This window comes from Chromatiales bacterium (assembly GCA_014762505.1).
Lineage (GTDB): Bacteria > Pseudomonadota > Gammaproteobacteria > SpSt-1174 > SpSt-1174 > SpSt-1174.
Genome location: JABURS010000038.1, coordinates 40,942 through 53,181, shown reverse-complemented (window position 1 = coordinate 53,181; position 12,240 = coordinate 40,942). Strand labels below are relative to the sequence as shown.

The window sequence follows — 12,240 nt, the reverse complement described above, 5'->3', positions numbered from 1 at the left end:
CAGTATCTGCCTCGTCGGGTTTTTGTCGTCCCCGGCGGCCGGTCTTGGCCTGCCGGGGGCAGGTTCTTGCCCCTGGGGATACTGGAGCAAGAACCGTGCCCAACTTTCAAATACTGTTAAAACAAGGGGTTAGCTATTTGGACAGGGGTGACGGGCAGTCAAATTTCCGTCAGTTGGCCTCGGCCATCTCGTCCGGGCGGGAGATGTCGTACTTGCGCATCTTCTCCACCAGGGTGGTGCGACGCATGCCCAGGAGTTTGGCGGCGCGCGCCACCACGCCATCGGCCTCGTCCAGGGCCTGGCGGATCAGTCCCATCTCCAGCTCGCCGAGGTGTTCCTTGAGGTCGATGCCGCCGGGCGGCAGGCGCGCACCGCTCATGGCCGGCATGGCCGAGGGGCGGGCCGCCGGCGCCGGCACCTCCTCGCCCACCGCCTTGAGCAGGCGGGCCGGCAGGTCGGCCACATCCACCTGGCCGTGGGGATGCAGGATCGCCAGGCGCTCCAGCAGGTTGGCCAGCTCACGCACGTTGCCGGGCCAGGGATAGCGGGCCAGCGTGCCGATCGCCCCATGGGTGAGGTGCACGTCACCGCGGCCGTCGGCCGCCATGCGGTGGCAGAGGTCCTCGATCAGGAACGGCAGGTCCTCGGCCCGCTCGCGCAGCGGCGGCATCTCGATGGGAAAGACATTGAGGCGATAGTAGAGGTCCTCGCGGAACTGGCCCTCGCCGATCATGGCCTCCAGGTCGCGGTGCGTGGCGGCGACGATGCGCACGTTGGTCTTCATGCTCTTGTTGCTGCCCACGCGCTCGAAGGTGCGTTCCTGCAGCACACGCAGGATCTTCACCTGCATCATCAGCGGCATGTCGCCGATCTCGTCCAGGAACAGCGTGCCCCCCTCGGCCAGCTCGAAGCGGCCCTGGCGGGCGCTGATGGCGCCGGTGAAGGCCCCCTTCTCGTGGCCGAAGAGCTCGCTCTCCAGCAGGTCCGGGGGGATGGCGCCGCAGTTCACGGCGACGAAGGGCTTGTCGCGGCGATCGGAGTGATAGTGGATGTTGCGCGCCACCACCTCCTTGCCGGTGCCGGTCTCGCCCTGCACCAGCACCGTGGCGTCGGTACGCGCCACGCGCTCGATGAAGGAGCGCACACCGTCGATGGCCGGGCTCACGCCCACCAGCACGCGGAACAGCTCGGGGTCGCGCCCCGCCTGCAGGCGCTCGCGCATCACCCGCGCCTGCTGCAGGCACTGGGTGAGATCGGCGTAACGAAAGGGGTATTCCGGGGTGCAGCAGATGCGGCGGTCCTGCATTTCGACGGGCAGCTGGCCGACCTGTTCCTTGACGGTACACAGTGGCAGGTCCGCGCCCCAGCGCGACAACGCCTGCACCGTCTGCTGCAGGTCCTCTTCGGCACCACAATCGCCGACGAAGGCCATGAGGTAGTCGTCCGGGTCGGCCGCCCCGCCCTGCCAGCCGTCGGCCCTGGTCACCACCGCCTCGCAGTGGACGAACTCCAGCACGGCACGCAGGGCCAGGGCCCGCTCGGTATCGTTGTCGATCACCAGCACACGGGAAGCTTGCAATGAATTCACGCCAAATCCTCACTCCCGGGTCTTTGTTCTGCTCCCCTCTACCGGGGGATGCCCATGCCAGACTCGGCAAGCTCCCTTGCCTGTGTGTGTTTCGTCATTTCCGACGGGATATCTGGCGGCCGGGACGCCGGGTTGGCGCCAGAAATCCGGCTCGTTCGTGTTCTTCAAGGCCTAGGCTAGGGAGGCGTCACGTTTTTGACAACCGTTACATGATGAACTTCACAATTTTTCACAATAAGCGGTTTATTGATGTATGCGGCATGCGTGTTAGTGAGGCGTAGGACACCTGGCGTGGTGAAAGTCGATGCGCCACAGAGGGCACAGAGAACACAGAGAAAGACGGGGGCTTCGTAGCGCTGCAAGGCGCGATCAAGGGATGGCACCCAGGCCCGACATGGGCATCGCGGCTAGCATCCAGAGGGCACAGAGCAGGTCTGGGGCTCGTAGGCCGAGCCCTCTCGGCGATGACGTCCAGCCGGATGCCCCTCATCGGCCAGAGGGCTGGCCTCCTTCATGGGCCAGAGGCGATAAGAAGATGGTTTGGCCACAGAGCACACAGAGGGCACAGAGTTGAATCCCTCTCACGATCACCTCTGTGTTCTCTGTACCCTCTGTGGTGGAAAAACATAGGGCGGCCCATGGCCGCCGCAAGTGAGAAACCGGGCGTTGCGCGCCTTCCCTGCCTCCCAGTCATGGCAATCTTTGCCATATCCTGCCAATATTCATCCCCAGGAGGTCGTAAACCATGGCAACCATGAATATCTCGCTGCCCGATGCGATGAAAAACTGGGTCGAGCGGCAGGCGAAGTCCGGGCGTTACAGCAACGCCAGCGACTATGTCCGCGACCTGATCCGGCGCGACCAGGATCAGGCAGCGAAGATTGCACAGATGCAGGCCCTGATCACCGAAGGGCTCCAGAGCGGCCCCGGTGATCGTTCCATGGATGCACTCAAACAGGCCGCCCGCGAACTGATCTGAGGAATGCCCAGGGATGGGATACCAGCTAAGCCGAAAGGCGGAAGACGACATCCTGGAGATTTTCATCAGGGCGCGCGCCGCTTCGGTCTGCGCCAGGCCGAGGCCTACCATGATGCACTCGCCGAGTGTTTCACTTTCCTCGCCGAAAACCCCTATGCCGCCAGAGAGCGCCAGGAAATCACCCCTCCCGTACGCGTTTACCCATTTGGCGCACACCTGGTGATCTACATCGTCGATGAAACCAGGTCACCCTTCATCATCCGCGTTCGACATGCGCACGAAGACTGGATGGACGAAAAACGAACCCCACCGCCCGCACAGGCACCGGGCACGACGCGGGGATGAGCCACAGAGGGCACAGAGCCGGTCTGGCGCCCGTAGGAGCCGAGCCCTCTCGGCGATGACGCCCAGCCGGATATGCCCCCATCGGCCAGGGGGCTGGCCTCCTACATGGTCGAGAGGCGATTAAGGAGATGGTTTGGCCACAGAGCACACAGAGGGCACAGAGTTAAACCCCTCCCCCGATCACCTCTGTGAGCTATGTGCCCTCTGTGGCGCATAGACTTTCGGCCTGGCGCCTATCACCTCCCCTCACGCCGTCGCGCTATCTCGCGGCGGTGCTGGCGGAAGATGTGTTTTTCGATGAGGTCGGCCAGGGTGTCGGGCAGGTCGCGGAAGGCGACGAGGAGGTTGTCGGGGCCCGGGCTGTGGGGCAGCACCTCGCCGTAGAGGCGCAGGGGCCGGGGCAGGCTGTCGTGCAGGTAGAGTTCCAGCGCCAGCAAGCTGCCGGATGGCGGCGGTGCGGTGTCCAGCTCGCAGGCCAGGCCGTGGGCGTTGAAGCGCAGGGCGTGGAATGGGGGGAGCTCCAGCTCCCGGCCCAGCAGCTCGCCCACCAGTTCCATGAGCAACCCGAGCTTCAGGTCCAGCCGCTGCAGCTCCGGGTGCAGCCCCTCCTCGTCCTCGCCCCGTTCCGGCGACTCCTCCAGCGCCAGCAGGCCGCGCAAGACCCGCTCGTTCTGCCGCGCCAGGGCCTCGCGTTCGGCCACCGGCGGCAAGGCATCGATCACCTGCAGGCCGAGGCGCAGGGAGGCGGAGAGCAGCAGGCCGTTATCGAGCGGAGTCATCAGGGTCGCAGGTTAAAAGTCGCAAGTCACAAATCACAAGTCTATACGCCACAGAGGGCACAGAGGGCACAGAGAAAGACGGGGGTTCGTAGGAGCGCTGCGAGGCGCGATCATGGGGTGGCAGCCAGGCCTCGCATGGGCATCGCGCCTTGCACCCAGAGGGCATAAACGGCGCGCCTACGAACCGCCGTAGCGCCCGTAGGCGTCCATTGCCCGTCGGCCGCGCATGATTTCCCGGGTGGCGTCGCCCTGGGTGTCGAGGGCCTGGCGGGTCTGGTCTTCGAGCTGGCGGTTGAGGGCGAGGAGTTCCTCCGCCAGGGCCTGTTCGGCAGGGCCGAGGATCTCGGGGGCGGCCAGGGCCTCGCGGATCAGGGGATCGCGCTCGGCCTGCAGGCGGGTGAGGGTGTCCCACTCCCCCGCCCCGGCGGCCGCGAGCATGTCGCGGGTCTGGGCCAGGGCCCGGGTGAGCTGGTCGGCGGGGGTGGGCAAACCGGCGGTACGACCTAGCGGCGCGGCTCGCGCTGGTCGGCCGGGATGGCCTCCCAGGCGCTCTTGATCTCTCCGAGCAGCGAGGACACCTCGTTGAGAATGGCCACGTCGCTGTGCAGGTTGGCCTCCACCAGGCGGCGGCCCATGTACTCGTAGAGGTTGTCGAGGTTGGCCGCCAGCTCGCCGCCCACCTCGAGATCGAGGCTGCCGCGCAGCTCGCCGATGATGTTCAGCGCCTTGGTGATGTTCCGTGCCTTGGCCGCGATGTCGTTTTCGGCGATGCAGGCCTTGGCCGTGGCGAGGCGGTCGAGACCGCCCTGGAACAGCAGCTGCACCAGCTGGTACGGCGAGGCCTCGGGCACGCTGCCGTGCACGTTCACCTGGCGGTACTGGTTGAGGGCATTGCTGCGGGTGCTGTAGTTCATGTTGCGTCCTCTCGCCGTTCTGTCAGAACCGCCACCCGTTGAACGGAGGGCGGATTAGCGTTACTTCCTGCTCTGCCCCGGTACCGGAATATTGGCCAGCTGCGAGGTGAGATAGGTGCTGGTCTGGTTGAGCTGTGCGACCAGGGTGTCCAGCGCGGTGAACTGCTTCACGTAGCGCGCCTCGATCTGCTGCAGGCGGTAATCCAGCTGCACGCGCTGCTCGCCGATGTCGTCGATGCGCGCCTGGATACCGTCGGTGCGGGCGTTCAGCAGGCCTTCGTCACCCAGGTAGGAACCCACCTGCTCCTCGAGCCCGGTGGCGAAGTTGTTGACCAGGTCCACCACGCCGGCAAAGTCCTCGTCCAGCGCCGTGCCCAGCGCCGTGGAATCGAACTTCAGCTTGCCGTCGGCGCCGGTGGTGATACCCAGCTCCACCAGGTTGTCGAAGGCCTGGCTAGTGGACTCCACCCGGCCGATCAGGGCACCGGAGAGCCGCGACTGCAGGCCGCGTGCCGTGCTGTCGCCCACCAGGATGGCCGCCTGGCCGGTATCTGCATTGTAGTTCGTGAGCTTGCCCAGCTGATCGGAGAGTTCGTTGTAGGCCTTCACGAACTTGTCCACCGCCGAACTCACCGCGCCCTTGTTGAGGCTCACGGTCACCGCGGCCGCAGTGCCGTCGGTCTTGTCCTTGAGCGTGAGGGTCACGCCCGGGATCACGTCGGAAACGGTGTTGGTGGCGCTGGTCACGGCCAGGCCGTTGACGGAGAGCTGGGCATCCTTTGCCGCGGTGGCCACGGTAAAGCCGCCGGTCATGCCGGCATCGGTAAAGCCCGACACCGAGGCACTGACGGCGTTGTCCAGCCCGGTCTCGGTGGAGGTCAGCATCAGCCGGTAGCTGCTGCCGTCGTTCACGATCACCGCGTTCACGCCGATGTCCGCGTCGTTGATCGCGTCGCGGATGGATTCGAAGGAGGTGTTGGCGTCGGTGAAATCGAGCGTTTCCGAACGCCCGTCACCGAAATCCAGCGTCAGGCTGCCGGCCCCGGCCACATCGGCCGGATCGGCAAAGCCGCCACTGGCCAGCGAGGCGGCCTCGGCCAGCTCGGTGATCTGCACGCTGTAGGTCCCGGTCGGCGCGGTGTCATCCGCCTTCACCGACAGGGCCTGGGTGTTGCTCGACGAGGCGGTACGGCCCGTACCCACCTCGCCCAGCGCTGTAAGGGCATCCTGAAGACCGGACAGGCCGCTCCTCAGGCTACCGTAGGCGGAAAGCTGCGCCTGCAGCTTCGCTTCCTGGCGATCCAGCCGGTTCACGACCGGGTCACGCTCCGCGGCCAGCAACCCCTGTACCAGCGAGTTGAGATCCAGCCCGGAACCTACGCCCAGTGATGCAATTCCCGCCATAACCTTATGCAACCCATGTGAATGACTGGTTTGCCTTTGCAGGCTTCATGCCAAATATCTGGCCAGACTCAGGCCTCGACCTTGAAGCCCATGCTGCTGAGCGATTCCGTCTGGCTGAGGGTGCGGGCCAGGGCCAGCGCCTCTTCCGACGGAATCTGGCGAATCACCTCCTGGGTCTGCGAATCCAGCACCCGGATGATGCTCCGGCCACTGTCCTCGTCGACCTGAAACTGGAGGTCGCGCCCCACCGACTGAACATAGTCGTTGAGATCGCTCACCGCCTGCGAGACCTGCTCGGCGGAAACGCCTTGCCCCTCGCGCGGCGACGGATTGCCGCCCGTTGCCTGCGTGCCGGGCAACGACGAAACCTCGCGTGCCGCCGGGCGGTTGCCCGAGGCCTGCGAGGCAGTCGAACCCGTCATGCCAACGGTAATCTGCTGTGTGATGACTTCCTTCATGATGCTCACCTCTGGTGAGACCCGGCGCGAGGCGATCCCGGGTTGCCCCGGGATCGTTCCGCTCCGCTGTCTCGCAGCTTACATCACTAACCTACCAGGTTAGATCCGCCGTTACTGCAGCAGGGCCAGCACGTTCTGCGGCTGGGCATTGGCCTGCGACAGCACCGAGATGCCCGCCTGCTGGACGATCTGCGCACGGGTCAGCTCCGCCGTCTCGGCCGCGAAGTCCGCATCCTGGATACGGCTGCGGGCAGCGGACAGGTTCTCCGAAGCAACCGACAGGTTGGCGATGGTGGACTCGAAGCGGATCTGCACCGCACCCAGCTCGGCACGCAGGCCGGTGACCTGCTGCAGGGCGAAGTCCAGGGTCAGCAGTGCATCGTTGGCATTGGTACCCGTGAGAACATCCACCTGGTTCAGGGTGTTATCGGTCTGCGTAGCCGCACCAAAGAGGGTCCCTGCAACATCAGTGAGACCACCGTTGGCTGCAGTAAACGCACCATCTGCTACCGCACCGGCCAGGACGACACCGGCCTGATAAGTTTCACTTGTGGCTACACCACCCAACTGACCAGTACCTGTGTTGTCGATGACAATATCACTGCCATCGTTATTGCTGAGAGCGATACCAGCGCCTTCTGCTCTCGCAGTAACACCAGTCTGGTTGGTAACTGCGTTAATTGCATCAACCGTTGCAGTTATATCAAGACTATCTACGTTGACCTGAACACTATTTATAGAAACAACACCAGTTGTAGTAACTGCAAGCTCACCAGTATCAACTGAGGTAGCCTTCAATGCCTGGACACCGGTATCCGCCTGAACGGCATTTACGGCATTGACGACATCATTCGTAGTGGTCGCGGAAGAAAGATCAATGGTGATCCCGTTCAGAGAAAAATCATTGGTTGCAGCAGCAATAGCGGTACTCGTAAATGAACCACTCGTCGAGATACGCGCACCCAACTGAGAACCGCGTGCATCCACACCATCAACCTGAATAGTCTGGTTCTGATTGGCACCGACCTGGAAGGTCAGGTTGCTCAGCGAACCATCGAGCACATTCTGCCCGTTGAACTGGGTGGAGTTGGCCACACGGTTAACATCAGCGATGAGCTGGCTGACTTCGTTGTTCAGTGCCTGACGATCCGAGGACGAGTTGGTGTCGTTGATCGACTGCACCGCCAGTTCACGGATACGCTGCAGGTTGCCACCGATGGTGGACAGTGCGCCCTCACCCGTCTGGGCGAAGGAGATGCCGTCGTTGGCGTTACGAATGGCCTGGTTCAGGCCACGGATCTGGGTGGTGAAACGCTCGGCAATGGCGAGGCCGGCGGCGTCGTCCTTCGCGCTGTTGATGCGCAGACCGGAGGACAGACGTTCCAGCGAGGTCGCCAGGGCGCCCTGCGAGTTGTTCAGATTACGCTGAGCGGTCAGCGAGAGAATATTGGTGTTGATGACCTGTGCCATGATGGTACTCCTCGTAAAGTTTCCTACCGCCAAACAAAGACGGTGAACCGTTCATGCCTGGCGGCAGGTTTCTACCGCCTTCGAGGAGTTTATCGGCGGGGTTTGGGGGATCTTTAGGGGTTTGTTGAAAAAATTTTCGCGGGGCGGATAAATCGCAGGTTGTTGATTATCCGTGAATTTCCTTCATAGGGCGGGCCATGCCCGCCGGCCCGGGGAAGGCTTGATTCAGCCACAGAGGGCACAGAGTACACAGAGGAGATCGGGAAGACGTTATCGCCGAGGGGGCTCGGCTCCCACAATGCCGGTGTTTGGCATGGAAATGTAGGAGGCCAGCCCCCTGGCCGATGGGGGATGCAGCCGGCATGGGTGTTATCGCCGAGGGGGCTCGGCTCCTACGGTGCCGGGCCTGCTCTGTGTCCTCTGTGGCGCATTGGACCTTCCTGCCTGCCACCGGCACGGCGGCCGTGGGCCGCCCTATGAACCGCTACACTCGTTCGCGTAGGAGCGGCGAAAGCCGCGATGCCCATGCTTGGCTTGTCTGCCATCCTTGATCGCGCCTTGCAGCGCTCCTACGAACCACCGTTTTCCTCTGTGGCCTCTGTGGCCTCTGTGGCGCATTGGACAGTCCTGCCTGCCACCGGCACGGCGGCCGTGGGCCGCCCTATGGACCGCTGCGCTCGTTCGCGTAGGAGCGGCGAAAGCCGCGATGCCCATGCTTGGCTTGTCTGCCATCCTTGATCGCGCCTTGCAGCGCTCCTACGAACCACCGTTTTCCTCTGTGGCCTCTGTGGCCTCTGTGGCGCATTGGACAGTCCTGCCTGCCACCGGCACGGCGGCCGTGGGCCGCCCTATGGACCGCTGCGCTCGTTCGCGTAGGAGCGGCGAAAGCCGCGATGCCCATGCCTGGCTTGTTTGCCATCCTTGATCGCGCCTTGCAGCGCTCCTACGAACCACCGTTTTTCTCTGTGGCCTCTGTGGCGCATGGGTCTTCCCCTAACCACCGGCACGGCGGCCGCGGGCCGCCCTATGAACCGCTGCACTCGTTCGCGTAGGAGCGGTGCGAGCCGCGACAAGGGTGGCACGTTGTCATGCATGGGCATCGCGCCTTGCAGCGCTCCTACGAACCTCCGTTTTTCTCTGTGGCCTCTGTGTCCTCTGTGGCGCAGAGACTTTTCCGGGTTAACGGATGAAATTGAACAGCGACAGCCCCTGGATCTTCACGAAGGACTGCTGGGCGGCCTGCAGGGTGACGAGCTGCTGCTGGAAGCGGCTGATGGCCTCGGCGTAGTCGAGGTCTTCGACGCCGGAGAGGGTCTTCTGCAGGCTGAGGATCTGGTTTTCGTTGATGTCGGTCTGGGCGTCGACGGCGTTGAGGCGCGAGCCGATGGTGGAACGCACGTCGATGAGGTTGCCCAGGGCCTGGTCGATGTCGCCCAGCGCGCGGTTCATGGCGTTGTGGAACTCGGCCAGATCGGCGCTGTTCCCGCGCGTGGTCTCCAGGTCGGCGATCAGGGTCTGGTAGGTGGTGAAGATGTCCTGGCGCTGGCTGGGCGTGACGCTGAAGCTGTCGCCGTCGGCGGGCGTGCCCTCGATGCTGAGCTGGATGCCCGGGATGCCGAGATCGGCGCCTTCGACGAACGGCACATTGCTGACCACGGCCCCGCTGACCACACCGGTGATGCTGTATTCGAGCCCCGTCGGTGTCTCGGTAAAGCTGATGGTGTAGTCGTCCGGCACATAGGTGCCGGGGTCGGTCAACGAGCCCCCGCTGATGATGCCGGTACCGGCGTTGGCCGGGTCGTCCTGCGTGCGGAAGACGCCGTTGCCGTTCTGGATGTCGCGGAACACGCGCGTGCCGGAATCGCTGATGGGGATCTGGCGCACCGCGCTCACCTGCAGCATGCGCTGGCCGTCGTCGCCGTAGTAGTTCGCCCCGCCGGCGCCATCGAGTGCGAAGGGCTCGGTCTGGGACCTGAAGCCGGCGAAGATGTATTCGCCATTGGCATCGCGGGTATTGGCCAGCTCGAGCATGGCGTCCAGCGCCTGGCGTACCTCGGAGGCGAGCGACTTGCGCGACTCGCTGGTCTGCGAGTCGTTGTTGGCCTGCACGATGAGTTCGCGTACCCGCTGCAGGTTGCCCACCGCGGAGGTCAGGGTGTTCTCCTCCTGGGCCAGGCGCGAGCGCACCAGTTCGGCATTGCGCTCGTACTGCTGGGTGGTGGCAATCGCGGTGCGCAGTTCCAGCGCCTGGGTGGCGCCGGTGGGGTCATCCGAGGGCTGCACGATGCGCTTGCCGCTGGAGAGCTGCTGCTGCGTCTGGGTGATCGCGCCCTGCTGGTCGAGGACGCCATTGGTGGCCAGACGGAAGATTTCATTGGTGGATACGCGCATGGCTATCGACCTACCGCAGTGATGAGCGTCTGGAAGTTCTGATTGGCGATGCTGATGATCTGTGCGGCCGCCTGGTAGGCCTGCTGGAAACGCAGCAGGTTGGCGGCCTCCTCGTCGAGGTTCACGCCCGAGACGGCCTCGCGCCGTGACTGGGCCTGGTCCAGCAGGCCCTTCTGGGCGTTGCTGGCGATCTCGGCGCTGCGCGTCCGGGTGCCGACGTCACTCACCAGTTCGTTATAGGCCTCGCCGAAGGAGGCCGAGGGCGTTCCGGTGGCATTGGCCCCCAGGGTGTTGGTGTTCTGCAGCGCCACCAGGGCCAGGGCGTTGCGGTTGTCGCCCACCCCGCCGGTGTTGTCGGTGAAGCTAAAGACGTCGCCGTCCTGCGGCGTGCCGGTGATTCTCACCCGCCAGCCGTTGATGTCGATGTTGCCGCCGCTGGTATAGGGATAGGTGTTGGTGCCATCCGAGAATTCACCGGTGCCCGCGTCATAGGTCAGCGTGACGGCGGTGCGCAGGTTCGGGTCCGTGGCGTCCAGGATCTCGAAGCCATCGATCGTGGCGCTGCCGGTATTGCCGATGTCGGCCTGCCCCTGCACCGGGTAGGCGGCGGCGATGTCTCGCACGTTGGTCAGCAGGGTGTCGAGCTGGCGGGCGCCGGCACGGGTCGGGCGGATGACGTACACATCCCCCGCGGCGGGTGCACCGCCCACCTCCATCGCCAGGCCGTCGACCAGGAACGGATCGGCGGCCGTGCCGGTGCCGGTCATGGCCACGGGCTGGCCGTCGCTCTGGCGCGTGAGGTTCCAGTTGGCGCCATCGAAACGCAGCTCGTAGTCATCCGTGGTCAGCCGGCTGACGTCGGCGATGGTCACGTTCAGCGTCGAGCCATTACCGGTATCCGGCAGCACGGTGGCAGTGGGAACGGTGAAGAAGGCCTGGCCGAGGTCGCCGTCCAGGTCCATGCCCTTCTGGTGCTGCTCGTTGAACACGCTGGCCAGGCCGATGGCCACGCGGCCGATGGCATTCTCGGTCGGGTCGAGCACGCTGTCGCGGTACTCGAGCAGGCCACCCAGGCGGCCGCCGCTGATGAAGTCGGTGATGTCGATGGTGGCGCCGCCGGAGGCCACGCCGATGTCGAGCTGGTTGATGTCCGGGCCGAGCGGGCCGGCGCCGAGCTGGCGCGCCTCGGCATTGACCACCAGGGCCTGGCCGTTGCCGATGAAGACATTGAGCGCGCCGTTGTCCTGCTCGAAGGTCTGCACCGAAACCAGTTTGGCGAGCTGCGTGACCAGTGCGTCGCGCTTGTCCAGCAGGTCGTTCGGCGGCTGACCGCCACCGGCGGCATAGGCATCGCCGATGGTGCGGTTCACGTCGGCGATGGACGCGGCAATGCCGTTGATCTCGTCCACCGTGGTGCGGATCTGATTGTTGGCGCGGCTGCGCAACTGCTCCAGCTGGTCGTAGAGGTAGTTGAAGCGGTTGGCGAGCGTCTCGCCCTCGGTGAGCACGAGCTGGCGCGCGGCCGTGGAGGTCGGATCGTCGGCGAGTTCGTGCAGGGTGCCGAAGAAGTTCTGCAGCCCGGTGGACAGGCCGGTATCCGGATCGGCCAGCAGGCTGTCGACCTGGCTGGCCATGCTGTAAAGCATCTGCTGCTGTTCGTAGGCCGAATGTCCCTGTACCAGGTTCTGCTGCACGAACTGGTCGAACATGCGGCGCACGGTGCTGGAATCCACGCCCGTGCCGATGAAGCCGTTGCCGGCGGCATTGCCCGGCCGGTTGATCAGCTCCACGCGCTGCCGGCTGTAGCTGTCGGTGTTGACGTTGCTGATGTTGTGGCCGGTGGTGGCCAGCGCGCGCTGGAAGGCGCTGAGCGCAGACGTGCCGATGCCGAAGAGGTCAGCCATGGCTGTCC

General features: G+C 64.6%; 10 protein-coding genes and 1 pseudogene. 2 read left to right on the top strand and 9 right to left on the bottom strand.

Annotation, left to right across the window (positions count from 1 at the left end):
- Nucleotides 1–169: 169 nt before the first annotated feature.
- On the bottom strand, nt 170–1,579 hold the full coding sequence (locus tag HUJ28_09055; protein MBD3619608.1) for a sigma-54-dependent Fis family transcriptional regulator: 1,410 nt from the start codon (nt 1,577–1,579) through the stop codon (nt 170–172).
- A gap of 754 nt (nt 1,580–2,333) precedes the next feature.
- On the opposite strand from HUJ28_09055, the gene HUJ28_09050 reads away from it, so the two are divergent.
- Together HUJ28_09050 and HUJ28_09045 are read left to right on the top strand one after the other, a co-directional pair.
- On the top strand, nt 2,334–2,567 hold the full coding sequence (locus tag HUJ28_09050) for a type II toxin-antitoxin system ParD family antitoxin (GenBank protein MBD3619607.1): 234 nt from the start codon (nt 2,334–2,336) through the stop codon (nt 2,565–2,567).
- A gap of 13 nt (nt 2,568–2,580) precedes the next feature.
- A pseudogene (locus HUJ28_09045) lies at nt 2,581–2,912 on the top strand (type II toxin-antitoxin system RelE/ParE family toxin).
- Between the two features lie 236 nt (nt 2,913–3,148).
- On the opposite strand, the gene HUJ28_09040 reads toward HUJ28_09045, so the two are convergent.
- From HUJ28_09040 to flgK, 8 genes are all read right to left on the bottom strand, one after another.
- Nucleotides 3,149–3,691 (bottom strand): PilZ domain-containing protein, encoded by a 543-nt coding sequence (locus tag HUJ28_09040; protein MBD3619606.1) that lies wholly within the window; start codon nt 3,689–3,691, stop codon nt 3,149–3,151.
- 177 nt (nt 3,692–3,868) lie between these two features.
- Nucleotides 3,869–4,180, bottom strand: coding sequence for a flagellar protein FliT (locus HUJ28_09035; protein MBD3619605.1), 312 nt, complete (start codon nt 4,178–4,180; stop codon nt 3,869–3,871).
- A gap of 14 nt (nt 4,181–4,194) precedes the next feature.
- Entirely contained in the window at nt 4,195–4,605 is a 411-nt protein-coding gene (fliS, locus tag HUJ28_09030; GenBank protein MBD3619604.1) for a flagellar export chaperone FliS, read from the bottom strand.
- Between the two features lie 60 nt (nt 4,606–4,665).
- Nucleotides 4,666–6,009: a flagellar filament capping protein FliD gene (gene fliD, locus HUJ28_09025; GenBank protein MBD3619603.1), complete on the bottom strand. Its 1,344-nt coding sequence runs from the start codon at nt 6,007–6,009 to the stop codon at nt 4,666–4,668.
- 68 nt (nt 6,010–6,077) lie between these two features.
- Nucleotides 6,078–6,467 (bottom strand): flagellar protein FlaG, encoded by a 390-nt coding sequence (locus HUJ28_09020; GenBank protein ID MBD3619602.1) that lies wholly within the window; start codon nt 6,465–6,467, stop codon nt 6,078–6,080.
- Nucleotides 6,468–6,578: 111 nt separating this feature from the next.
- Nucleotides 6,579–7,937 carry a flagellin gene (locus tag HUJ28_09015; protein MBD3619601.1) on the bottom strand — a complete coding sequence of 453 codons (1,359 nt, stop codon included), beginning with the start codon at nt 7,935–7,937 and terminating at the stop codon, nt 6,579–6,581.
- A gap of 1,179 nt (nt 7,938–9,116) precedes the next feature.
- On the bottom strand, nt 9,117–10,328 hold the full coding sequence (flgL, locus tag HUJ28_09010) for a flagellar hook-associated protein FlgL (protein ID MBD3619600.1): 1,212 nt from the start codon (nt 10,326–10,328) through the stop codon (nt 9,117–9,119).
- Nucleotides 10,329–10,330: 2 nt separating this feature from the next.
- Nucleotides 10,331–12,232 carry a flagellar hook-associated protein FlgK gene (gene flgK, locus HUJ28_09005; protein MBD3619599.1) on the bottom strand — a complete coding sequence of 634 codons (1,902 nt, stop codon included), beginning with the start codon at nt 12,230–12,232 and terminating at the stop codon, nt 10,331–10,333.
- Nucleotides 12,233–12,240: the final 8 nt, after the last annotated feature.